General features: G+C 38.1%; 24 protein-coding genes. 22 read left to right on the top strand and 2 right to left on the bottom strand.

Annotated features, from left to right (window positions below; genetic code table 11):
• The first annotated feature begins 10 nt into the window (after window positions 1–10).
• Together LCM23_RS11895 and LCM23_RS11890 are read left to right on the top strand one after the other, a co-directional pair.
• Window positions 11–826 (top strand): carbohydrate ABC transporter permease, encoded by an 816-nt coding sequence (locus LCM23_RS11895; protein WP_224937139.1) that lies wholly within the window; start codon window positions 11–13, stop codon window positions 824–826.
• Between the two features lie 20 nt (window positions 827–846).
• Window positions 847–1,914, top strand: a complete 1,068-nt coding sequence (locus tag LCM23_RS11890; RefSeq protein WP_224937138.1) for an ABC transporter ATP-binding protein — start codon at window positions 847–849, stop codon at window positions 1,912–1,914.
• Window positions 1,915–2,170: 256 nt separating this feature from the next.
• Here LCM23_RS11890 and LCM23_RS11885 read toward each other — a convergent pair whose 3' ends face one another.
• On the bottom strand, window positions 2,171–2,599 hold the full coding sequence (locus LCM23_RS11885; RefSeq protein WP_224937137.1) for a VOC family protein: 429 nt from the start codon (window positions 2,597–2,599) through the stop codon (window positions 2,171–2,173).
• A 460-nt stretch (window positions 2,600–3,059) separates the two neighbouring features.
• The gene (locus LCM23_RS11880; protein ID WP_224937136.1) at window positions 3,060–3,371 is read right to left on the bottom strand and encodes a YkvA family protein; all 312 of its coding nucleotides are present in this window, start codon (window positions 3,369–3,371) and stop codon (window positions 3,060–3,062) included.
• Between the two features lie 351 nt (window positions 3,372–3,722).
• Here LCM23_RS11880 and LCM23_RS11875 point away from each other — a divergent pair, with 351 nt between their 5' ends.
• The 20 genes from LCM23_RS11875 to wrbA all read left to right on the top strand — a co-directional run bounded on the left by LCM23_RS11875 (window position 3,723) and on the right by wrbA (window position 24,866).
• Window positions 3,723–4,790, top strand: coding sequence for a YecA family protein (locus LCM23_RS11875; RefSeq protein ID WP_224937135.1), 1,068 nt, complete (start codon window positions 3,723–3,725; stop codon window positions 4,788–4,790).
• Between the two features lie 189 nt (window positions 4,791–4,979).
• Window positions 4,980–7,505, top strand: coding sequence for a preprotein translocase subunit SecA (gene secA, locus LCM23_RS11870; RefSeq protein WP_224937134.1), 2,526 nt, complete (start codon window positions 4,980–4,982; stop codon window positions 7,503–7,505).
• Between the two features lie 130 nt (window positions 7,506–7,635).
• Window positions 7,636–8,746, top strand: a protein-coding gene (gene prfB, locus LCM23_RS11865; protein WP_157733891.1) for a peptide chain release factor 2 whose coding sequence is annotated in 2 segments (ribosomal slippage) — window positions 7,636–7,707 and window positions 7,709–8,746 — 1,110 coding nt in all. Because the reading frame shifts where the segments join, the coding sequence is not laid out codon by codon here.
• Between the two features lie 206 nt (window positions 8,747–8,952).
• Window positions 8,953–9,270: a hypothetical protein gene (locus LCM23_RS11860; protein WP_224937133.1), complete on the top strand. Its 318-nt coding sequence runs from the start codon at window positions 8,953–8,955 to the stop codon at window positions 9,268–9,270.
• 12 nt (window positions 9,271–9,282) lie between these two features.
• Window positions 9,283–9,483 carry a hypothetical protein gene (locus LCM23_RS11855; RefSeq protein WP_224937132.1) on the top strand — a complete coding sequence of 67 codons (201 nt, stop codon included), beginning with the start codon at window positions 9,283–9,285 and terminating at the stop codon, window positions 9,481–9,483.
• 133 nt (window positions 9,484–9,616) lie between these two features.
• Window positions 9,617–9,964, top strand: a complete 348-nt coding sequence (locus LCM23_RS11850; protein WP_224937131.1) for a hypothetical protein — start codon at window positions 9,617–9,619, stop codon at window positions 9,962–9,964.
• A gap of 515 nt (window positions 9,965–10,479) precedes the next feature.
• On the top strand, window positions 10,480–11,355 hold the full coding sequence (locus LCM23_RS11845; protein ID WP_224937130.1) for a YitT family protein: 876 nt from the start codon (window positions 10,480–10,482) through the stop codon (window positions 11,353–11,355).
• 56 nt (window positions 11,356–11,411) lie between these two features.
• On the top strand, window positions 11,412–11,765 hold the full coding sequence (gene cccB / locus LCM23_RS11840; RefSeq protein WP_224937129.1) for a cytochrome c551: 354 nt from the start codon (window positions 11,412–11,414) through the stop codon (window positions 11,763–11,765).
• A 527-nt stretch (window positions 11,766–12,292) separates the two neighbouring features.
• Window positions 12,293–12,979 carry a cell division ATP-binding protein FtsE gene (gene ftsE, locus LCM23_RS11835; RefSeq protein ID WP_224937128.1) on the top strand — a complete coding sequence of 229 codons (687 nt, stop codon included), beginning with the start codon at window positions 12,293–12,295 and terminating at the stop codon, window positions 12,977–12,979.
• The gene (gene ftsX / locus LCM23_RS11830; protein WP_224937127.1) at window positions 12,969–13,862 is read left to right on the top strand and encodes a permease-like cell division protein FtsX; all 894 of its coding nucleotides are present in this window, start codon (window positions 12,969–12,971) and stop codon (window positions 13,860–13,862) included. Before ftsE ends, ftsX begins: the two co-directional genes overlap by 11 nt.
• A 91-nt stretch (window positions 13,863–13,953) precedes the next feature.
• A complete protein-coding gene (locus tag LCM23_RS11825) occupies window positions 13,954–15,336 on the top strand; it encodes a murein hydrolase activator EnvC family protein (RefSeq protein WP_224937126.1) in 1,383 nt (460 codons plus the stop codon).
• Window positions 15,337–15,624: 288 nt separating this feature from the next.
• On the top strand, window positions 15,625–17,061 hold the full coding sequence (locus LCM23_RS11820) for a S41 family peptidase (protein ID WP_404826604.1): 1,437 nt from the start codon (window positions 15,625–15,627) through the stop codon (window positions 17,059–17,061).
• 506 nt (window positions 17,062–17,567) lie between these two features.
• The gene (locus tag LCM23_RS11815; RefSeq protein WP_224937125.1) at window positions 17,568–18,761 is read left to right on the top strand and encodes a PDZ domain-containing protein; all 1,194 of its coding nucleotides are present in this window, start codon (window positions 17,568–17,570) and stop codon (window positions 18,759–18,761) included.
• A gap of 167 nt (window positions 18,762–18,928) precedes the next feature.
• Entirely contained in the window at window positions 18,929–20,401 is a 1,473-nt protein-coding gene (locus LCM23_RS11810) for an ATP-binding cassette domain-containing protein (protein ID WP_224937124.1), read from the top strand.
• A gap of 504 nt (window positions 20,402–20,905) precedes the next feature.
• Complete coding sequence (locus tag LCM23_RS11805) at window positions 20,906–21,340, top strand: MarR family winged helix-turn-helix transcriptional regulator (protein WP_224937123.1); 435 nt, start codon at window positions 20,906–20,908, stop codon at window positions 21,338–21,340.
• Window positions 21,341–21,382: 42 nt separating this feature from the next.
• Window positions 21,383–22,324 carry a ring-cleaving dioxygenase gene (locus tag LCM23_RS11800; protein WP_224937122.1) on the top strand — a complete coding sequence of 314 codons (942 nt, stop codon included), beginning with the start codon at window positions 21,383–21,385 and terminating at the stop codon, window positions 22,322–22,324.
• 22 nt (window positions 22,325–22,346) lie between these two features.
• Complete coding sequence (locus LCM23_RS11795; RefSeq protein ID WP_224937121.1) at window positions 22,347–22,943, top strand: flavin reductase family protein; 597 nt, start codon at window positions 22,347–22,349, stop codon at window positions 22,941–22,943.
• A 14-nt stretch (window positions 22,944–22,957) separates the two neighbouring features.
• On the top strand, window positions 22,958–23,563 hold the full coding sequence (locus LCM23_RS11790; RefSeq protein WP_224937120.1) for an alpha/beta hydrolase: 606 nt from the start codon (window positions 22,958–22,960) through the stop codon (window positions 23,561–23,563).
• Between the two features lie 18 nt (window positions 23,564–23,581).
• Window positions 23,582–24,184 (top strand): NADPH-dependent FMN reductase, encoded by a 603-nt coding sequence (locus tag LCM23_RS11785; protein ID WP_224937119.1) that lies wholly within the window; start codon window positions 23,582–23,584, stop codon window positions 24,182–24,184.
• Window positions 24,185–24,257: 73 nt separating this feature from the next.
• On the top strand, window positions 24,258–24,866 hold the full coding sequence (wrbA, locus tag LCM23_RS11780; protein WP_224937118.1) for an NAD(P)H:quinone oxidoreductase: 609 nt from the start codon (window positions 24,258–24,260) through the stop codon (window positions 24,864–24,866).
• The last annotated feature ends 173 nt before the right edge of the window (window positions 24,867–25,039 follow it).

Below are 25,039 nucleotides of genomic sequence, written 5' to 3'. Positions count from 1 at the left end.
AGTAAAAGTGATGAAACGGATAAAATCAGTAACGGTACTTCAGCATTTTCTATTAATAATGATGAGTATCATCGCTATTTTCCCACTTTATTGGATGATTATCTCTTCATTTAAAAATGAATCTGAAATTTTCACAAGTTCTTTTATACCACAGGCACCAACATGGCAAAATTATCTATATGCATTCGCAGAAATGCCTATTATACAAATGTTATTTAACTCATTTGTAGTTGCTACTTTAATGACGATTTTGCAGTTGTCAACCAGTTTATTAGCGGGGTATGCATTAGTCCGATGGAATTTTAAAGGGAAACTTTTAATTTTTACATTACTTAGCTTAACTTGGCTGATTCCTTTTCAAGCGGTAATGATTCCAAACTATGTATTGATTAATCAAATAGGCTTAAATGAAAATCCATTAGGTATTGTCTTACCATTCGCTGCATCGACCTTTGCCATTTTATCAATCTATCAAAGTTTTAGGTCATTTCCTACAGCACTAATTGATGCGGCAAGGTTAGATGGAGAGTCTGACCTCGGTATTTTATTAAGAATTATCCTACCAAATATTCGTTCGACCGTCATATCATTGGGTATCATTCTTTTTATTAATGCTTGGAATGAGTATTTATGGCCAATGTTAGTGACGAAAGAAATGGAGAATGCACCCATTCAAATTGGCTTGAAGTCTTTTGTCAATTCCGATGTGAATATGTGGGGATCACTAATGGCAGCTACAACTATCTCATGTATACCGATACTACTTATCTATTTATTTTTACAAAAACATATCGTTGACTCTTTTGTTCGATTTGGCATCAAATAAATAAGCTGGGGGCGTAAATTATGGGGAGTATCAAAGTTGAACAAATGAAGAAATCTTTCGGTCAAAAAGAAATACTAAAAGGAATCGATGTTGATATACCAGATGGATCCTTTGCCATTTTACTAGGTCCCTCAGGATGCGGTAAGTCAACGCTATTGCGTATGATTGCTGGTTTAGAAGAACCGACAAGTGGGTCTATTTTTATTAATGACCAAGATATTACCTATAGCGAGCCTAAAGACCGTGATATCGGCATGGTTTTTCAAAATTATGCATTGTACCCGCATATGACAGTGTTTAAGAACATTGAATACGGATTAAAAATAAAAAAAATAGAGAAGAACAAACGTCTGAACATGGTAAATAAAGTGATTGAGATGGTGGAGTTAACAGAACACGCTAATAAGCGTCCAGGTGAGTTATCAGGGGGACAAAGGCAAAGGGTGGCGTTAGCGAGGGCTATTGTTAAAAGGCCGCACGCGTTTCTAATGGACGAGCCTTTGTCCAACTTGGATGCAAAACTGAGAAATCAAATGAGACAAGAACTTATTGAATTACAAAAAGAATTACAAACTACCTTCCTTTATGTCACACATGACCAAATTGAAGCGATGTCAATGGGGTCATATATCATTATTATGAACAATGGTCATATCATGCAAAAAGGGACACCGAAGGAAATCTATACAAATCCAGCCAATCTATTCGTAGCACAATTTATCGGGTCACCCCCCACAAATATATTGTCTTATGGTGATTATTCCATCGGTATTCGACCAGAAAATATGAGTATGAAGGAAGATGAACTTAATGTGAATGATGATTATGTATTAACAGGTGCCGTTGTTTCTACTGAACATTTAGGTGGAGAATCTATCTATTGTCTTACAACGGATTGGGGGAAAGTTTTTGTAAAAGGTGAGTCCACCTGGCAAACACCTACTAAAGAAACCCAAATCGCATTTTCAAAAGAAGATGTCTTGGTATTTGATAAGAGTGGGGAAAGAGTGAGAGATGTTAATTTGGTAGAAAATCTTTTAGCAGATATGAAGGTAAGTAATAATAGAAGAGAACCAGTGGTTTTATAACAGGTAAGCGCAATTCCAGGTAGGAGATTGCGCTTTTTTAAGTTTTGTAGGGGCCACCGGGAATCATTCATTTTGCCGAGTCCTAGAATCGATTTTTTTCTGGTGCTTCTTTTATTTGTGCCTCACAGTAAAATTTCGACGTTTGTTGTATCGCTCACAACCTTTGCTAAATATCGCTTATTTTAGGATACATGACCAAAAAGCTGGATAAACAAAAGCCCCTTCTAAAGTAGAAGAAAGGGCTGATTTAAAACTTTCATTCGTCTTGCGGAAGAGCTGAAACTTGCCACTCTACTCCATATTTATCAGTTACTTGTCCATATGATGGGCTCCAAAACGTTTCTTGTAGAGGCATTGTAACTTTCCCCTCTTTAGACAATTTCTCAAATATTTGTTTTGATGAATCCACTGAATCGATTTGTATGGCAATGGTTACTTGATTTCCAATCGTATAAGGAGATCCAGGAAAATTATCGGAAAGCATCATAGTGGTATTGCCTACTTTAAATTGAGCATTCAATACACGGTCCTGTGCTTCACTTGGAAGTGGGTGATCCGGATCCTCTGGCATCTCTCCAAATGTTTGTAACGAAATAAGCTCTGCGTTAAAGACATCAACATAAAATTGCACTGCTTCTTTTCCATTTCCATTTGTTACTACATAAGGGTTTACTGCTACAATCATTTTTAGCACCTCATCGTCTCATTTTTTGACCACAGAAATTTATTTGATACCTTGTATCAAACTTTATTTCTATATTTCTACTAAAACAGATTTACACCTTCTTATTTCGTCAAAAAAAGAGAAGCATTTAAGCTCTCTCATAACTTCATACTTTAGATAATCCGAAAATAGTGTTAATAAGTACCCTCTACTATAGCCTTCATCTGCCTGTGAAAACCAACAGGCATAAGTTTCTTTAAATTCCCCTTCATATCAGGTATACGAACTGGGAGATTACGTAAGGAATATTCTTTCAAAAGTCACTTCGACTTCACTTCACTTACGGACAGCCTTGAGTAAATAAAATTCTTGCTTCAATAGCTTCCAAAAAGTAACATAACCAACATTGATTCATTGTCTTAATTAAACGCAAAAAAGCCCTCAACAAGAACAGAGGGCAATCCATATATAAGCATTTATTTTATTTCTTCACGGGCTTCTGGTTGTCATCCAAGAGCTTCGAGTACTTCAGTTTCAACCGGTCCGGTGCATATTTAACCATGCTTTGGAGGATAAAGGTTGTGAAGAGTACATCATCTGTGATACCGATGATATAAAGAAAGTCTGGAATGAGATCTATTGGAATGAGGATATAGGCAATCGATACGCCTACAGGAAGTAGTTTCTTCCATAAAGGAATATCTTTAGCTGCTAAGTATTCAAAGAAAAAAGGAATGAATCTCCAGAAGGTTAGGACAAACCCAACACGTTTAAAGAATTTCTTCATCTTCATCTTCCTCTTCCTTTCCGATTGTTGTCTGTTATTTCCCTCATCATACCTGTTGAGACGATTATTGACAATTTAAATGCTGTTTATGTTTCATTACCCCTACTCTTTAGAAGATATCCTTTACTCTATCAGTTTAATTATACTGAATCATTCCATCTTTTATAATTTTCTATTAAATGACCTTAGCCCTAGATTAATGTTAGTATAGAATAGCGATAATTTTGTAGGTTAGCCGGGGGCACTTATTGTGAGTCGGCTTTTAGTTGAGTTGGAATATCCGCGATCAACGAAAGTAGATAACTAATCATATATAATAGAACAAGCTGTTCCTAGGTGATGAGAGGAGAATGAAATATGCAAACAGCTGTGAAAATTAATCGAAATGACCCTTGTCCTTGTGGCAGTGGAAAAAAATACAAAAAATGCTGTGCGAAAAAGGAAACAATTACTATTACAGAACTCATTGATAATGAAGTGAGCGAGTTACAAAAAGAATTACGTATTTTTGCGTATCAAAGATATGGTAATGCCATTAGAAGTGAGTATCAACAATTAATGGAAAAACTGGAAGATACCGATAAAGATGACGCGGAATTTTTCGAATTTATGATGCCTTTCTGGTATATTCCGTTTAAAACGGTTGAAGACGGTGAAACGATTCTTCATAAGTTTATTGAACATAAAGAATCAGCTGTCTTAAGACCAAGATTACAAGAAATTCTACAATCTTGGAAAGTGGCGATCCCGGTAGCTGGGAAAGTGATTGGACTTGATGATAGAGACCTACATTTTGTAGATACACTGACAAATGAATCGTATACAGTCGTATTAGATGAAGCAATGAATGATTTTTCTGAAGGTTGGTTTGCTTTCGGTGTATTATTCCCATATGAGGACAAATATACCGCTTTTCCTTGCTTATTCGAAGTATCAGAAGGAAAAGCAGCAGATTATGAAGGTTATCTAAAAGATGATTTTGCAGCAATCGGAAATAATCATGCTATCCAATATCTCGAAGATCATTTCTTGGAGCTCATGCATCGCCTTCCAGAGGCAGCTGCAAGTGTAGATATGGATGCTTATGAATGGCCAACCGAAGGGGCTAAACAAGTGGCAGAGCAATTTGAAAAAGATATGACTGTAGCGGGAGAACCGCAATGGGTCATTAATTTCGGTGTAGGTGTGTGGGTAGAATACATTAAACAAACGAATAAACGTATTCAAAAAGCAGAAAATTATATTGCTGCCTTACGTTATTTTGTTTATGAACAGTCAGGTGTCGAATCAAGTATGACACAAAAAGAGCTTGGGGAAAAATACGGGCTAACAGCTGGCCGAGTATCTACTTACTATAGGGATATTCAGAGCCAAGTAGCTGCATTTATTGACGATATTTTTAATAAAACAAAGCAAGATATTTAAATGGGAAAGAAGCTAGGAATGAATCTAGCTTCTTTCTTTATTATTTCACCGCCCTAAATGACAAAATTACTCCTTCACACCTGACAAAAGTTGTCTCTACCCATGCGAAGTGGTATCATTAATACCATATATCATTGTTTCAGGAAGACTTTTTAAATAGACATCTCCAATAGATAAAGGAGCGTTTGTATGCTTGGGATTTTAAATAAGGTTTTTGATGTGAATAAACGTGAATTAAAACGCCTAACGAAAACGGCGGAACAAATAGAAGCATTAGCTTCGAAGATGGAAGCGCTGAGTGATGAACAGTTAAAAGCGAAAACGGGTGAGTTCAAAGAGCGTCATCAAAAAGGTGAATCGCTTGATGATTTACTAGTAGAAACATTTGCTGTGGTAAGAGAAGCGTCAAGACGTGTGTTTGGCTTATATCCTTATCCCGTACAGTTAATGGGTGGGGCAGCACTTCATGAGGGCAATATATCTGAAATGAAAACCGGTGAAGGTAAAACTTTAACTTCGACGATGCCGGTTTATTTAAATGCGATTTCAGGAAAAGGTGTACATGTTGTAACAGTCAATGAATACTTAGTGACTCGTGATGCTACTGAAATGGGACAACTATATGATTTCCTTGGACTAACTGTCGGTTTGAACTTAAATGGTATGTCTAAAGAGGAAAAACAAGCAGCCTATGCAGCTGATATTACTTATAGTACAAACAATGAATTAGGATTTGATTATTTACGAGACAATATGGTGCTTTATAAAGAGCAAAAAGTGCAACGGCCGTTAAATTTTGCAGTTATTGATGAGGTTGACTCGATTTTAATTGATGAAGCGCGTACACCGTTGATTATTTCTGGATCCGCACAAAAATCAACGAAACTTTATTTACAAGCGAATGCCTTTGTTAGCCGCTTAAAGGTAGAGGAAGACTTCACTTATGATGAAAAAACAAAAGGTGTGCAATTAACGGAAGAAGGGATGACAAAGGCCGAGAAAGCTTTTGGCATTGACAATTTGTTTGATGTTTCTCATGTTTCTTTGAATCACCATATTACGCAAGCGCTAAAGGCACACACAAGTATGCATAAAGATGTGGACTACGTTGTACAAGAAGGCGAAATTGTGATTGTCGACCAATTCACTGGCCGTCTCATGAAAGGTCGTCGTTATAGTGATGGTCTTCACCAATCAATTGAAGCGAAGGAAGGCTTAGAAATTCAGAATGAAAGTATGACCCTTGCTTCCATTACATTCCAGAACTACTTCCGTATGTATGAAAAATTATCAGGTATGACAGGTACAGCAAAAACAGAAGAAGAGGAATTCCGTAACATTTACAATATGAATGTCATTGCAATTCCGACAAACCGTCCTGTTGCGCGTGATGATCGTTCTGATTTAATTTATGCAACGGTGGATGGAAAATATCGTGCTTTAGTGGAAGACATAGCAGAACGCCATAAAAATGGGCAACCAGTCCTTGTTGGTACAGTTGCCATTGAAACGTCTGAAATTATCTCAAAATACCTAACGAAAAAAGGGATTCCGCATAATGTCTTGAATGCGAAAAACCATGGCCGTGAAGCAGATATTATTTTAGATGCTGGTAAGTCTGGCGCCGTTACGATTGCTACAAATATGGCTGGTCGTGGTACGGATATCAAACTTGGTGAAGGTGTCAAAGAAGTCGGCGGATTAGCTGTTATCGGTACAGAGCGACATGAAAGTCGTCGAATTGATAACCAGCTCCGTGGTCGTTCTGGTCGTCAAGGTGATCCTGGTGTTACCCAGTTCTATTTATCAATGGAAGATGAATTAATGCGTCGTTTTGGTTCGGATAATATGAAAAACATGATGTCGAAGCTCGGCATGGATGATTCGCAACCGATTCAAAGTAAAATGGTTTCACGTGCAGTTGAATCTGCACAAAAACGAGTAGAAGGAAATAACTTCGATGCCCGTAAACAATTGCTTTCATATGATGATGTATTGCGTCAGCAACGTGAGATTATTTATACACAAAGAAATGAAGTGCTTGATTCAGAGAACTTAAGAGAAATTGTCGAGCGTATGGTTCATAGCGTCTTAACACGGAACGTCCATGCTTTTGCTTCACAAACAGAAGAAGATGGTGACGATGAATGGAACTATGAAGGATTAATTGATTACGTTAAAGGAAATCTTCTTCCAGAAGGAACGGTTACAGTGGAAGATATTCGCAGAAAAGAAGCGGATGAAGTAATCGATCATATTTGGGATAAAATCATTGCCTTCTATAATGAAAAAGAAGAAAAAATGCAAAGTGAACAAATGCGCGAATTCGAAAAAGTGATTATGCTTCGTGCTGTTGATACAAAATGGATTGATCATATTGATGCCATGGATCAACTTCGTCAAGGGATTCACCTGCGTGCGTATGGACAAATTGATCCACTGCGCGAATATCAAAAAGAAGGCTTCCACATGTTTGAAATGATGATTGCTGCTATTGAAGAAGATGTAGCGAAATATGTGATGAAAGCAGAAATTCGTGACAATCTTCAACGTCAAGAAGTAGCAAAAGGCCAAGCTGTCAACCCGAAAGAAAGTGAAGACGGTAAACAGAAGAAGAAAAAGCCTGTTGTCAAACAAATGGATGTTGGTCGTAATGATCCATGTATTTGCGGCAGTGGAAAAAAATATAAAAACTGCTGTGGTGCAAAAGGTTAACAATATCTGAATAAGAGCCGGCAAAAACCTGTTTATAAGGGTCGCTGCCGGCTTTTTACACGAAGTGTTTCACTTTGCCTGGAGAAGTTATATAATATAAAGGTTAAAAATATGTGTAGAGGTGACCAAGATGGAATTAGCAGAGATTCGTCATGAGTTAGAGAAAACAGCTAAAATTTTAGCGGACTTTAGGGGGTCTCTTTGACTTAGAAAACAAAGAGGCACGTATTGCAGAACTTGATAACGAAATGCTTCATCCTAGTTTTTGGGATGATCAACAAGCCGCACAAGTAGTGATCAATGAGTCCAATGCATTAAAAGAACAAGTCAATGAGTTCAATGATTTAAATGAGACGTTCGAGAATCTCGAATTAACATATGAATTAGTAAAAGAAGAAGCAGATGCAGAACTTCAAGAAGAGCTTGAAACGGAGATCGTCGCTTTATCTAAGCGTTTAGCTGATTTTGAGCTGCAATTGCTTTTAAGTGAAGAATACGATAAAAATAACGCGATTTTAGAACTTCATCCAGGTGCTGGTGGTACAGAGTCTCAGGACTGGGGTTCGATGTTATTACGTATGTACACTCGTTGGGCAGAGAAAAAAGGATTTAAAGTAGAAACATTAGATTACCTGCCAGGTGACGAAGCGGGAATTAAGAGCGTAACATTGTCTATTAAAGGACATAATGCATACGGCTATTTAAAAGCGGAGAAAGGCGTTCATCGACTCGTACGTATTTCGCCATTTGATTCTTCTGGCCGTCGCCATACTTCCTTCGTATCTTGTGAAGTAATGCCAGAATTCAACGATGAAATTGAAATTGATATCCGGACAGAGGATTTGAAAATTGATACGTACCGTGCCAGTGGAGCAGGTGGACAGCATATCAATACAACGGATTCAGCGGTAAGGATTACGCATTTACCGACAAATGTCGTTGTTACATGCCAGTCAGAACGTTCCCAAATTAAAAACCGCGAACAAGCAATGAAAATGTTGAAAGCGAAACTTTACCAAAAGAAAATCGAAGAACAAGAGCAAGAATTACTAGAGATCCGTGGAGAACAAAAAGAAATTGGTTGGGGAAGCCAAATTCGTTCCTACGTCTTCCACCCATACTCTATGGTCAAAGACCACCGTACAAACACCGAATCAGGCAATGTACAAGGCGTCATGGACGGAGACCTAGACATCTTCATCAACGCTTACCTACGTTCTAAATTGAGCTTAGGTGAATAAGAAGAAAAAGCAGCGTCCACAATGGAGGACGTTGCTTTTTTTATATTGGTGATAATTGAAGCCGGAAACGAGGTTTGGTAAGTGGGGCAGAAGTGAGGTTGGGGATGAACGCTATGTGAAGTGGGTTTGGGAGTCACTTGGAAAGAAGAAGGGAGATGAGAGCTTCGTAAAGTGGATTAGTGAGCGGCTCAGCAGGAACCCTGAAAATGAGAGCTTCGCAAACTGGAATTGTGAGTCACTCAGGAAGAAAACGAAAGCTGAAAGCTTCACAAACTGGAATTGTGAGTCACTCAGCAGGAACCCTAAAAATGAGAGCTTCACAAACTGGAACTGTGAGTCGCTCAGAAAGAGAACCGAAAATGAGAGCTTCACAAACTGAATTAGCAAGTCGCTCAGAAAGAAAACGGAAGATGAGAGCTTCACAAACTGGAATAGCAAGTCACTCAGAAAGAAAACCGAAGCTGAGAGCTTCACAAACTGGAATAGCAAGTCACTCAGAAAGAGAAGCGAAAATGAGAGCTTAGCAAACTGGAATTGTGAGTCACTCAGCAGGAACCCTAAAAATAAGAGCTTCACAAACTGGAACTGTGAGTCACTCAGAAAGAAAACGAAAGCTGAGAGCTTCACAAACTGGAATAGCAAGTCACTCAGAAAGAGAACCGAAGCTGAGAGCTTCGCAAACTGGAACTGTGAGTCGCTCAGAAAGAGAACCGACAGCTGAGAGCTTCACAAACTGAATTAGCAAGTCACTCAGAAAGAAAACGGAAGCTGAGAGCTTCACAAACTGGAATAGCAAGTCACTCAGAAAGAGAACGGAAGCTGAGAGCTTCACAAACTGGAATAGCAAGTCGCTCAGAAAGAGAACCGAAAATGAGAGCTTCGCAAACTGAATTAGCAAGTCGCTCAGAAAGAGAACCGAAAATGAGAGCTTCGCAAACTGGAATAGCAAGTCGCTCAGAAAGAGAACCGAAAATGAGAGCTTCGCAAACTGGAACTGTGAGTCACTCAGGAAGAAAACCGAAGCTGAGAGCTTCACAAACTGGAATAGCAAGTCACTCAGGAAGAAAACCGAAGCTGAGAGCTTCACAAACTGGAATAGCAAGTCACTCAGGAAGAAAACGGAAGCTGAGAGCTTCACAAACTGGAATAGCAAGTCACTCAGAAAGAGAACCGAAAATGAGAGCTTCACAAACTGAATTAGCAAGTCACTCAAAATGAAAATCAGAGGCGGAAGCACAGCTACCCCGTATCACGTAAAAGGTTTTCACATCTATGTTGAGGAAGAACAATTAGCACATCCACTAAAGAAGATTCCACAATGGAAAAGGATTGAGGTTCTATACGAATTATCCCGCTATTCATGGCTACATAAAACCAAAAAACATAACAAGCTGAAACCAAGCAACTCACTTTAAAGAAGCCTCTACTTAGACCCTCCACATGCATCCCTAAAATAAATCTAAATAGAGAACGTATAGTCTTCTCGCATAATCCCACCCACCACAACTCATAATAAATTTTATATCTTTGTTTATTCACCCCTTTAACACAGTAGTTGAATGTCATTTACATAGGATAAAAGCCATGCTATACTCACTCTCTGAAAAGACAAAGGTGATGAAAAGATTGAATTGTGCGCATTTACTCGTAATTGAGACGATTTCTTATTGCCTCGTGTCCTTTAGCAAATGAACATCATATTAGACTTGGCACTAAGGAGGCATTTTACGTAAATGAATAGTCAAAAAGTAAATAAAAAGAAGCGAAAGACTGTATCAGGGAACTCAAAGTTAGTTGAATACGTATTCGTATTGATTGGATCGTCACTTGTCGCTATCAGTTTTAACTTATTTTTACTACCAAATGAAGTGGCCTCAGGGGGAGTAAGTGGGATTAGCACAATTTTGAAGGCTATTACAGGATGGGAGCCAGCTTATGTGCAGTGGGCACTAAATATTCCCCTATTTATTGCTGGGGTCATATTATTAGGGGGATCATTCGGTATTAAAACATTAGTAGGAACCATATTCCTTCCTTTCGTCGTTTTCTTAACAAAAGACTTGGAGCCTTGGACAATGGATCCGCTACTTGCCTCTTTGTTCGGTTGTATCGGTGTCGGTTTGGGTCTAGGTATTACTTTCCGCGGGAAGGCATCTACAGGTGGGACTGACTTAGCAGCTCAGATTATTCATAAATATACCGGATTATCTCTCGGTGTTTGTGTGGCACTGATTGATGGATTGATTGTGATAGCAGCTGCTGTTGTGTTTGATATTGAAAAAGGTTTATATGCATTAATCGGCCTATATGTAACGAGTAAAACCATTGATATCGTTCAGGTTGGCCTTGGTAGGAAAAAAATGGCACTCATTATTACGAACCGTCAAGATGAAGTTCGTGATGGAATTTTGAATAAAATTGATAGAGGTGTGACAAAACTATCAGCATACGGTGGATATACAGATCATGAACGTCCTGTTTTAATGTGTGTGGTTGATCAGACAGAGTTCACGAAATTGAAACAACTCGTTCAATCAATTGACCCATCTGCTTTTATCATTGTTAGCGATGCTTCAGAGGTACTTGGAGAGGGTTTTAAACGGGCGTAATATTGGTATAATTTCACTGTAATCTGTAAATTTTCCTATAAAGGGAGGTAAATGTAATGAAGAAAAAGCTTTTATCAATTCTTTTCGGCTCAGCTCTTGTTTTTTCACTCGCTGCATGTGGTGGCAATGATGAGGCAGGTGACGACACTGCAACAGATGATAATACGAGTGGTGAAGAGTCAACAGCGGATGCGGGAGATGCACAAAAACTGTATGACAATAACTGTATGAGTTGTCATGGTGGAGATCTTTCAGGGGGTGCTGGACCTGCGTTAGATAAAATCGGTGCTAACTACTCTGCTGATGAAATTCACGACATTATTATCAACGGTAAAGGTGCAATGCCTGGCGGACTCTTGAATGAAGAAGAAGCGAATACAGTTGCTGAATGGCTTGCAGCTAAAAAGTAATTAAAGAGAAAAAAACGCGCTCACTCACAGCGCGTTTTTCTTTGGGAAAAATAAAGAAAAATCGACAAATGTTCACATTAACCTAGGGGGAAAAACGTCACTAGCATATCGAGTCAACTATAGAGCTGCTTACATAATATTAAACGGAAAATTGCGACAAAAGAAAGGTCTAATTATCTAATATTGGAAAATAATTCTATTATAATTCCTCAAAAGTAGACATATTTACCTATAATATTACTGTGTTGAAAAGAAAATGTAATAATTTTATGCGTTATTTTGACAATATATGATGTTATAATGGGTGAAGTAAACGTAAGAAATGTTGTTTGATCCCTCGAGTCAATGGTTTTTAGAAGAAGATGTCAGTTTATGTCGATTAAATGCATCTTTATCATTCACACACCGCAATTGCCCCGCCTAAGGAAAAGAAACCCACTTTAACTGATGATTATTTTATAAAAAATAATTGGGTTAGGCTTGCGCAATTTTTACTAAAAATAAACTCCGGATATAAGGTGATCTACATGTTAGAAATGAAAAATGTATATAAAAAATATAAAAATGGTGTTACTGCAACAAATGGCATTGACGTGAAGATTGACCAAGGTGAGTTTGTCTATATCGTTGGTCCAAGTGGTGCAGGTAAATCTACATTTATAAAAATGATGTATCGAGAAGAAAAGCCAACAAGCGGTACAATCACTTTAAATGGCATAGATATGGGTTCATTAAAGAACAGTAAAGTTCCACTCATTAGGCGTAATATCGGAGTTGTCTTCCAGGACTTTAAGCTGCTACCGAAGTTGAATGTATATGAAAATGTAGCGTATACACTTGAAGTTATTGAAGAGAATCCGAAAAATATAAAGAAAAAAGTAATGGAAACATTAGATTTAGTTGGTTTGAAGCATAAGGTGCGCATGTTTCCAGATGAGCTTTCAGGTGGAGAGCAACAGCGTGTTTCCATCGCTCGATCAATTGTCAATCAGCCAAAGTTGGTTATTGCCGATGAACCAACAGGAAACTTAGACCCTGATACATCTTGGGAAATCATGAATATCTTTGAGGAAATCAACACGAGAGGTACAACGGTTATCATGGCTACCCACAACAAAACGATCGTTAATACGATGAAGCATCGTGTCATTGCGATTGAGAGTGGCAGAATTGTCCGTGATGAGCAAAGAGGTGATTACGGATATGAAATCTAATACTTTTTTTAGGCATATAAGAGAAAGTTTCAAAAGCTTAGGTCGTAACGGTTGGATGACATTTGCTTCTGCAAGTGCCGTCACAGTAACATTGATTCTTGTTGGTGTATTCTTTGCCATTATGATGAACCTTAACCATATGGCTAGCAGTATTGAAAGTGATGTTGAGATTCGAGTTTATATTGACCGAACCGCAACAGAAGAAGATGCCACAGCATTAGAAGAGAAGATTGCAGCAATGCCGAAAGTTGATTCTGTGACATTCTCTGGGAAAGATGAAGAACTAGATAGTTTAATTAGTAGCTTAGGTGAAGAGGGAGAAGCGTTTAAGCTTTTCCAACAGGACAACCCATTAAATGATGTTTACGTTGTGCAAGCAAAAACACCAAATGATACGATTCCATTAGCTGAGGAAATCGATGAAATGGAATTCACTGCTAACGTGAATTATGGACAAGGAACGGTTGAGAATTTATTCTCTACCATTAACTTTGGTCGTAATATAGGCATTATTTTAATTGTTGGTTTATTATTTACCGCTATGTTCTTAATCTCAAACACGATTAAAATCACTATCGTTTCAAGACGTCACGAAATTGAGATTATGAGATTAGTTGGGGCAACAAATTCCTTTATACGCTGGCCATTCTTTTTAGAAGGGTTATGGCTAGGGTTACTCGGGTCGATTATTCCAGTCGCTGCTGTAGGTACAGCTTATTATTACTTTTATGATTACGTATCGCCAAAACTTCAAGGCCATTTTATTCAACTGTTAGAGGTAACACCATTTGTTTACCAAGTAGGTGCGATTCTCATACTATTAGGCGCAATTATTGGCGTTTGGGGAAGTTTAATGTCTGTTCGTAAGTTTTTGAAAATATAAGGATGCTTGAGCTGGGTTGGCATGAGATGCTGACTTCAGCTCTTTATACATATTTGCCACGGGGAGAAACATACGAGAGGGGAAAATGAAATTGAAGAAAAAGATGGTAACATTATCTTTAGCCGCAATGATGAGTGTTGGAACGGTTACGGCAACATTGCCAACGAATGCTTTTGCCGATAAGCTTGGGGATTTAGAAAGTCAAAGTGAAGAGCTTAAGAAAGAGCAATCTAATATTGATTCGCAGATTGATAAGTCTCAAAAAGAGATTGAAAGATTAGTAGGCGAACAAGAGGATGCAAAGACTGCTGTAGAAAGACTAACGAAGGAAATCTCAGATGCAGAAGCGCAAATAGATGAGAAAAACAAAGAGATTGAAGCAAAGAAAGCAGAAATTAAAAAGCTTGAACAAGAAATAGAAGATTTAAAAGAACGTATTAAACAAAGAAATGAACTTTTAAAAGACCGAGCACGTTCGATGCAAGAATCAGGTGGAACAGTTAATTACATAGACGTATTACTTGGCGCACAAAGTTTCAGTGATTTTATTGGACGAGTTGGTGCAGTAGCGACAATTGTTGAAGCTGACCAAGAGATTGTAAGACAGCAAGAAGAAGATAAAAAATCACTAGAACAAAAACAAGCAAAAGTAAAAGAAGATTTAGCTTCGCTTGAAGGTATGCGTAAAGAATTAGAAAAAATGAAAGCAAATCTTGATAACCAGAAAAAAGAGAAGGCTAATCTTATTACAATTTTAAAAGAAGAAGAAGATCATCATCACGCTGAAAAAATAAGTGGTGAAGAAGAAAAAGAATTATTAGCTGCACAAGAGAAAGCTGTTGCAAAAGCAATACAGGCAGAAAAAGATCGTCAAGCTGAAGCAGCACGAAAAGCTGAAGAAGCGAGACAAGCCGAACTCGCAAGACAGGCGGAAGCAAAAAAAGCAGCTGAAGCAGCCAAATCAGCAAAACAAAATGCAGGCACAACTAGCAGTTCCGGCAACAGTGGTTCCGATAGTTCTTCAGGATCTAGTGGTGGACAAGAACAAGTACAAACACCACCTCCATCAAGTGGAGATTGGATTCGTCCTTCAGCAGGTGTATTAACTTCAGGTTTAGGACAAAGATGGGGCTCTTATCATGCTGGAATTGATTTAGCAGCTGCAGGAACAGTGCCTATTTATGCGGCAGCTGATGGTGTGGTCATTCAATCTTACCATTCATCTAGCTATGGTGAAGTCGTATTTATTGCACATTCTATTAATGGACAAACGTATACAACGGTTTATGCACATATGAGAAGTGGCTCAAGATCTGTAAGTAATGGCCAAACGGTTTCACAAGGTCAACAAATTGGTTTAATGGGTAACACAGGACAATCGACAGGACAACATTTACACTTTGAATTGCATAAAGGTGGTTGGAACCAATCGAAATCCAACGCAATTAACCCAGTTGGAATTGTACCATTGTAAGAGAGGAGCTTTTAAAGCTTCTCTTTTTTCTTTTACCCATCGTACGATATATAAAACAATTTTAGCATAAAAATGGCCCTTTTGATACCTCAACTGAGGTGAAAAAGAGTCATTTTTCACTTTTTTGGATATTAAAAGACTTGTGTTGCCTTTTTTAAGAACAGGTGGGATATAACAGAGCTCTCTTCGCTTACTTTGTGGTTAAACAATTTCCCAATCATAACTCGTCCTATTCATTCATATATTGGTGAAAGAGCCACAGTTGCTTAAAGAAGGGACGGCGGTTAAGTGGGCAATAAGAAAGTAGTCATATTAATGGTCATATCGTTACTTGTGGGCGCGATAGGTTCTTATGCAGGCTTTCAATTAAAGTTAAATATATCGCAAACAAAACAGTTAGAAGAAATGGGAGGTAATCAACAGCTTGCATCTGATTTGGAGAAAATGAACGCTGCTTATCAGCTCATTTACAAAAATTATGTTGAAGAAGTTGATGCACATAAGTTAACAGAAGGTGCGATTCAAGGGATGCTTTCCACGTTAAACGATGATTATTCCGTTTATATGGATGAAAGTACAGCAAAACAATTTAGTGAAACACTCGATTCTTCATTTGAAGGGATTGGAGCCGAGGTTAGTTTAGTAGATGGTAAGATCATTATTGTATCCCCAGTAAAAAATTCACCAGCAGAGCAAGCTGGGGTGAAACCAAATGACCAAATCATCAAGATTGATGATGAGAGTGTGGAAGGTTTTAATTTATTGCAAGCGACCTTAAAGATAAAAGGAAAAAAAGGGACAAAAGTCAAATTGACCATTATGAGAGAAGGTTTACAAAACCCGTTAGAAATAGAAATTGTCCGGGCAGAAATACCTCATATTACAGTCAATTCTGAAGTTATAATGCATGACAAGGAAAAAGTTGGCTATGTTGAGATTACTTCTTTTGCAACAGATACAGCTAAGGAATTTAAGATTGCTCTCAAGGACCTAGAAGAACAGGGAATGGACAGTTTGTTAATTGATGTACGAAATAACCCTGGTGGACTATTAAAAGTAGTTGACGAAATATTGGAAGAGTTGGTTACGAAGGATAAACCATATGTGCAGATAGAACAAAGAAACGGTGAAAGAATGATGAATTTCTCTCCTTTAGAAGAGAAGAAATCGTACCCTATCGGTGTCCTTATTGATAAGGGTAGTGCATCTGCTTCAGAAATATTAGCAGCAGCCCTCAAAGAAGCTGGTGATTATCCGTTAATTGGTACACAAACATTTGGTAAAGGAACAGTTCAACAACCTGTTCCAATGGGGGATGGCAGTAATATTAAATTGACCTTATATAAATGGCTTACACCTGACGGAAATTGGATTCATAAAAAAGGTGTCGCACCTACTTATGAAGTAAAACAATCTGAACTGTATGAGACTCATCCCATCCAAGTGGAGAAAACGTTAAAAACGGACATGAATAATGATCAAGTGAGGAATGCGCAATTCATATTAAAAAGCTTAGGTTATGCACCTGGTCGAGAGGATGGCTATTATAGTGCTGCAACTGCAACAGCAGTTAGAGCGTTTCAACATGCGGCCGGACTAACAGCAAACGGACAAATTGATGAAAAAACAGCCGAATCTCTTGAAAAAGAAGTCATTAAGCAAAGAAATAATCAGGACAATGATATGCAATTACAAACAGGCTTGCGTATTATGGCAAACCAATAGCGCTTACTCTATATATATCAACGCCGGACAAACTCAATGTTTGTTCGGCTTTTAATGTGAGGTTGATAAAAAAGGCTACGGAGGAAATGGCAAAATAGGAGAAGGGGAGCATAAACAGAAGTACCTGAGTACAGTGGATGAACGAAAGCGAAGATCTTCGCTTTTTGGAAAAAAGGTTTTGCGAGTTACTCAAATATAAAAAGGGATGTAACTGTCAGGTAATAGCGTTAGTGTGTCTTCAAGTTAAAAAACAGAAACGAGAAACCGCCCGGAAACTGCGTGAAAGAAGAAACCCCTTTCCCATTTGAAAGTAAATTCTAGCGGAAAGAGATTTTCTCTCACTATTTGTCTATATTTTGAATACCGGACATCTATTCCTTGTCATTTTAAGAAAATGTATTTACAAGTAGGAAGAAGACAATGGGTTGGCTATGTTTTTAAAGGGATATTTGGTAGAATATAGTCAGATTAGTAGATTAGATTAATGGTAGAGGTTGGTGGGAAGCTTGGCTGAGGCTTGGGCAATAGAGTTATTAAAGGGGTTAGGAAGGTTATTTCTAAACCCGGTCTTTTATTTAGTATTTCTAGCAGCTGCTTATTACGGTATACAAAGAGTCAACAGGGAAAGACAGCATTTCTTAGTCCGTGCTGAAAATGCCTATTTTGAGCTGAAGCAATTATTGCCTTTAGGGCTCATTCTCGGTATTTCTCTTTCCCTTATTACCGTACTAGCTGGTTTAACTGTTCCTATTGAGTTACTTGTTTTTGCAACTGTTGCAACAATTATCTTGATACTGACTCCAAAAGCAAGATGGGCGACACCGGCTTATACGGTAAGTATTGGTTTTATTCTTACCTTCTTTGCATTAGAACAGAACTGGCCACTGCCTGCCTTCATCTCAACACAAGTAGAGGGCGTAGAGTACCTATTGCCAGCTGCCGCAATGATCATTGCCTTGCTTGTGATTGCTGAAGGAATAATGATCACCATCAATGGTCCAAAAGGGACGTCTCCAAGACTAATGAAGAGTCGCCGTGGTCAGGTTGTGGGTATGCATGAAGCAAAAAGAATGTGGCTTTTACCACTGTTTTTACTAATACCTGGTGAAGCCATTAGTTTGGACTCAACATGGTGGCCATTATTTTCAATTGGAGATCAATCGTATGCTTTAGTAGCTGTTCCTTTCGCTATTGGTTTTCAACAACAAATTCAAAGCAAATTTCCGGCTGTAGCCGTCGCAGCTTATGGAAAAAAAGTAATCTTCTTTGGTGTATTGCTACTCCTAATTGCCAGTGGCGCATTTGTTTATCCAATAGTAAGCTTAGCGATACCATTACTAGCAATAGTAGGGAGAGAGTGGTTAAATTATCGTCAACGATCTGTAGATGCAAAGGCAGCGTTTTACTTTGCTAAAAAGAATGTTGGTTTAATGATTATTGGTGTTGTTCCTCATTCACCAGCAGACAAAATGGGGTTAAAAGTAGGAGAAACTGTTCTTAAAGTGAATGGTTTGCAAGTGAATGACGAAAAGGGATTTTATCAAGCATTGCAAAAAAATGCAGCTCATTGCAAACTTGAAGTCATTGACACCAATAATGAAAACCGATTTGTGCAAAGGGCACTTTATAAAACAGATCATCATGAATTAGGTATTCTCTTTATTAAAGAGGAATTTAAGAAAAGTCACCAAGCAGTTTAATATTTTTACCGGTTGTCTCTATGGGGCAATCGGTTTTTTTTATCCAATAGAATGAATCAAGAACATGTCCTTGATTTATTCTATTTATTCCTAATTTATGGAAATAAAGATAAAATATAACAAAATTCAGATAACTTGTGTTAAATTAATCAAAAGGAGGTATTTCATTGACCCATTCGATATTAATCAAAAATATGTCTTTTCAGTATCATTCAATGGATAAAAAGATTTTTAGTGATGTGAATGTAAGTATTGATGAGCATTGGAAGCTTGCGCTGCTAGGGCGAAATGGTCGTGGAAAAACGACATTTATGAACATTTTAACAAATAAACTTCAATATACAGGGACGATTCAAACGCCACTGACATTTAAATATTTCCCTGCCTTTCCACCACAAGAGGAGAATTTAACAGTATTAGAGTTATTGCTTAAAGAAAATCCTAATGTTGACCGTTGGAGAATTGATTATGAATTATCACTCATCGGATTACCACCTCATATTAGTCAAAGAAAGTTCCATCAATTAAGTGGTGGGGAACAAGTGAGAGTGTTACTTGTAGAGCTATTCTTAAATGAGGATGCTTTTCCTTTAATTGATGAACCGACAAATAATCTTGATAAAGAGGGTCGTAACATAGTGGGGAATTATTTGAGGATGAAAGAAGGATTTATTGTAATTAGTCATGATGAATCCTTTTTAAACCAATTCGTCGATCATGTGTTAGCAATCGAAAAGCAGTCGCTCACCTTAATTAAGGGAAATGTGGATGTGTGGCGAAGAGAGAAAGAGAATGCGGATCAGCTTGCTGAATCTAGAAATAGTAAGTTAAAGTCAGAAATCAAACGGTTAAATGAAGTGTCTAGTAAGGTAAACCAATGGGGAATGAAACGAGAAAACAGCACAAAGGATGCGTCGGAAAGACGTTTAGCCGCGAAACAAATGAAAAGGGCGAAGGCAATAAAAAAACGCACAGAAGCAATGGTTATTGAAAAAGAAGGACTTATCGATAATCGGGAGAAGGTCTCACAATTGAAAATGCTTGTGAAACAACCTGAAAAGCAAGTTTTATACTTCCGTGATTTTTCGATATTAAGAGACGGAACCCCCTTATTCCAACCAATTTCCATCGATATGTATCCTAATGATCGCTTATTTATTGAAGGGAGTAACGGTGTCGGGAAGTCAACACTACTCCAATTTATATTAGGGATAAAGCATTTAGAGACAATAGGGGAGTATCGCATTCATTTACCGCGACAGATATCCATTTTAAATCAAAAAAATGAGCAAGATGTAGATTATGCGTCTTATATACAAAAATTGACTTCAAAAGAAGAAAAACAAGCTTTTTGGCATTTACTGTATCAGTTAGGCATAAATAGACACAGTTTCACTGATACATCTAGTCAGCATTGGAGTGCTGGGGAACAGAAGAGGGTATTTTTAGCTCATGCTTTATTAGGGGAAAATAATTTATTTATATGGGATGAAGTCACCAATTACTTAGACATATTTGTCATTCAGCAATTAGTTGAGACGATTAAGGTGTATCAGCCGACGATGATTGCAGTTGATCATAATGAATCTTACATAAATGCAATTGCAACAAAGACGATATCATTAATTCCTTACGAATAGAGGTTCTTGCATCATGTTATAGGCAATATATTAGCAAGAGAAGATGCGGATAGGAAAAAACAATGCTGTTAATGCTATTTATCTATCGACAGCTAATCGATTAGATTATCGTATGTATTTAATAGAAGTCAGCAATATTTCTTTTTTATTGGAACGAAATATGTTTTTTGTCTAGGCTAGTCGGGGTGAAGAAAAAATGTCTCTGTTTTCACAAGGTAAAAGACTCGATCTTAAAATGTAGAGAAAGTCATTTGAAAATGGTGCACAAGCAATATGAGTAGGCGCCCTTTACCTATTGAAACCTTTGCTAGAAGATAAGGTTGCTAGCTATTCTAAAAGGTAGGACATCGAATTAGTTATTTAGTTTTCTACCTATATTGAATGAACACGATGGTTAGAAATTGAAAAAAAGTTGAAAATGGGATTGACATTAGTTTGAATTCGAGATATTATTATCTCATATTCAAGATAATTAAATTAAAGATAAAAAGTGAGGCGATGAAAATGGTTCATAAGAAGACATTAGATTCATTCGCTTGCTTAATGCAAACCAACAGATACATGCAAGATCAGATGAAAGACTGGTTACACAAATATAAGCTCACCTTTACAGAGTATTCCGTACTCCAAGTGCTGCATCAAAAGGGGAGACAATCGGTCCAGCAAATTAGTAAAAGCGTTTGGTTAACGAGCGGCAGTATGACTTATGTGATTGACCGCTTGCAAGAAAAGGGCTATTTATCTAGAAGTGATTGCAAAGAGGATCGCCGGGTTGTTTTTGTAACTATAACAAATGCAGGGAAGGAATTAATGGAGCTAATCAGTCCATATTTATTAGAACAGATTTCAACCTTATTTCAACAAACAACAGAAGAAGAACAACAATTATTAATTGATATTCTTCATAAAATAACACAAAATAAACTAACTCACACCTAATATCTCAAATTCGAGATACTTGAAGGTTAGGGACATGGAAGGATGTTCAAAATGGAAAAACAAACGATGGGAATTCATCACATTACAGCGATTGTCGGTCACCCACAGGAAAATGTTGATTTTTATGCTGGTATTTTAGGTTTACGTCTTGTTAAAAAAACAGTTAACTTTGATGACCCGGGAACGTATCATCTTTATTTCGGTGATGAAGGAGGTAAACCAGGTACAATTATTACTTTCTTCCCATGGGCAGATGCGTACCCTGGCATCATTGGTGACGGGCAAGTGGGAATTACTGCATATGCTGTTCCATCTGGCGCCCTACCATTTTGGGAGGAACGCTTAACGAGTAAAGGCATTCCTTTTGAAAAACAAGTACGTTTTGGCGAACAAGTACTAAGCTTCGATGATCCACATGGTTTACATTTAGAGCTTGTTGAAAGAGAAGCTGGGGACGAGAATACTTGGACATTTAATGGGATAACTCCGGATGTGGCGGTTAAAGGTTTCGCCGGGGCCGTTCTTTATTCTAGCAATGGTGGAAAAACAGGTGAGCTAATTGAAACAATGGGTTTAACCAAAGTGGCTGAAGAAGGAGCATTCGTCAGATATCAATCAAAAAGCGACATAGGTAATATTGTCGATGTGAAGATAACAAGCTCAGGAAAAGGAAGAATGGGTGTAGGAACTGTCCACCACATTGCATGGCGCGCAGCAGATGATGCTGACCAATTAGATTGGAAGAAATATATTGAAAGCTTTGGTTATGGTGTCACACCCGTGCAAGACAGAAACTATTTTAATGCGATTTACTTCAGAGAATACGGCGACATTCTTTTTGAAATTGCTACTGATCCGCCAGGTTTTGCTCATGATGAAAGTCAGGAAACGATGGGGACAGAATTAATGCTTCCTGAGCAATATGAAAAATACCGTGGACAATTACAGAGAAGGTTAATTCCGATTGATGTGAGGGAAGTGTAATTGCAAAAGGAGGAGTTACGCAATGGTAAGTATTGATCCGAACACGCAAACCGAGAGGGAGAATTACAAATTATTGATCGGAAGTATTATCCCGAGGCCGATTGCCTTTGTCACTTCACAATCAAACACTGGTGTGATGAATGGTGCACCATTTAGTTTCTTTAATATCGTGTCTTCTAATCCGCCGATGATTGCTGTTTCTGTAGCAAGAAGAGCGGGTGAGATGAAAGATACTGCTAAAAATGTGTGTGATACGAAGGAGTTTGTCGTTCATATTGTTGATGAGTCGAATGTTACGGAAATTAATGAAACAGCGGCTACTGTCTCACCAAATGTGGATGAATTAAAGCTCAGTGGATTAGAGACAATTTCAAGTACAGTTGTCAATGTACCAGGAATCGTGAAAGCGAAAGTGAGAATGGAATGTCAGCTTGCTCATCATATTAAACTTGAAGGGAATGCTGATCTTCTTATCGGTAAAGTTGTCTACTTCCATTTCGATGATGGCATTTATGAAGCGGGCAAAATCAACGCTAAGAATTTAGGGGCAATCAGTCGCTTGGCTGGAAATGATTATGCGAAAGTAGGAGAAGTATTTACAATGGTTCGACCGAAATAATGGAGGGGATTTACATGAAACATATTTTTGAAAAGGGTAGTGACGCATCAAAACCAACCCTATTATTACTTCATGGTACAGGGGGAAATGAGCTAGACCTTCTACCGTTAGCTGGCAAAATAGATGAAAGTGCATCAGTGCTAAGTGTTCGAGGTAATGTGCTTGAAAATGGGATGCCGCGCTTTTTTAGAAGGTTAGCAGAAGGGGTCTTTGATGAAGAGGACTTAATCTTTCGTACGAAAGAGCTTTATCAATTTTTAGATGAAGCAGCTGACAAATATGGTTTTGACCGCCATAATATCGTTGCTTTAGGATATTCAAATGGTGCTAATATTGCAGCCAGTATGATGTTCCATTATAAAGATGCTGTGAAAGCAGCAATCTTACACCATCCAATGGTACCAAGAAGAGGTATAGAATTGCCTGATTTAACAGGACAAAAGGTGTTCATTGGAGCAGGGACAAATGATCCAATTTGTTCATCCGAAGAATCTGAAGAGTTAAAGAGATTATTAGAAAAAGCGGGAGCCGATGTTCATCTTCATTGGGAACATATGGGACATCAGCTTTCATTCAAAGAAGTTGAAGAAGCAGCAAAATGGTTTAAAGCCAGCATCTAAGAAATGGGGAGAAACAATATGGGCTTTTTAAATAAATTATTCAATAAAAATAATCAACATCCTAAGGAGGAAATGAAAATGGAAAAATTAAATATCGGTATTATTTTAGGAAGTACAAGAGAAGGTCGCGTAAGTCCACAAGTAGGTCAATGGGTGAAAGAAATAGCTGATGCACGTGGGGATGCAAATTATGAAATTATTGATATTGCTGACTTTCATCTTCCGTTCCTTGGTACAACAGATGGCACAGAGCCTGGTATTGCAGCATGGGGAGATAAATTAGATAGTATGGATGGATTTGTGTTTATCGTACAGGAATACAACCATAGTATTAGTGGTGCTTTGAAAAATGCGATCGACTTTGCTCGTGATCAATGGGCGAATAAAGCAGCAGGTATTGTCAGTTATGGATCTACTGGTGGTGCCCGTGCAGCAGAACATCTACGTGGCATTTTAGGTGAGCTACAAGTCGCAGATGTACGCACACATCCAACACTTTCCCTTTTTACTGATTTCGTAAATGGTAATGAATTTAAGCCACAGGACTTGCACCAAGCAAATATGAAAATGATGCTTGATCAAGTGCTAGCATGGAGCGGTGCATTAAAAACATTAAGATAAGTTTAATGTATAGAGCTGAAAGGAATAGAAACAATATAGATGTATGTGAGAGATCAAGGAGGATTCTATTCAAATGAGTATTAAATTAGCAGTCATTTATTATAGTTCAACAGGCACCAACTATCAAATGGCACAGTGGGCAGAACAAGGGGCAAAAGAAGCCGGCGCTGAAGTGAAGTTGTTAAAGATTCCTGAAACAGCACCTGAAGCAGCCATCGATTCCAATCCTGCATGGCGTGCCAATGCTGATGCTACGAAAGATGTACCAGAAGTTACACTTGCTGACCTTGAATGGGCAGACGCGATTGTTTTTAGTTTCCCAACTCGTTTTGGTAACATTGCTTCACAAGTGCAAGCTTTTATTGATACTGCTGGGGGCCTTTGGGCACAAGGCAAACTTGCGAACAAAGTAGTAAGTGCAATGAGCTCTGCTTCAAATCCTCACGGAGGTCAAGAAGCAACCCTTCTTTCATTCTATACAACTATGTTCCATTGGGGCGCGATTGTTGCCGCACCGGGCTTCACTGACCCAAGCATATTTGCTGGTGGCGGTAATCCTTACGGCGCAAGTTCAACCCAAGGACAAGATGGTAAAATCGTTGAAGATAATGAAGCAGCAGTTAAACATCAAGCCAAACGTACGGCAACTGTTGCTGAATGGATTCAAAAAGGCAAAGAATAATCATGCTTTAAAAAGGTATTTTAGGGAGACTCCTAAGATGCCTTTTTTTAACTTGGGATATAAGTGAAATTTCCTATCTAGTTCCCATGCGGTTGTGTGAATGGATAAAGAGATTTTCTTAACACGTGGCTGATTATATAAATGACTGTTGGTTAAAAAACGCCAAAAGGAAA

The sequence above is a fragment of the Cytobacillus kochii genome (assembly GCF_020171845.1).
Lineage (GTDB): Bacteria > Bacillota > Bacilli > Bacillales > Cytobacillaceae > Cytobacillus > Cytobacillus kochii.
This window is presented reverse-complemented; position numbering and strand designations above follow the sequence as displayed.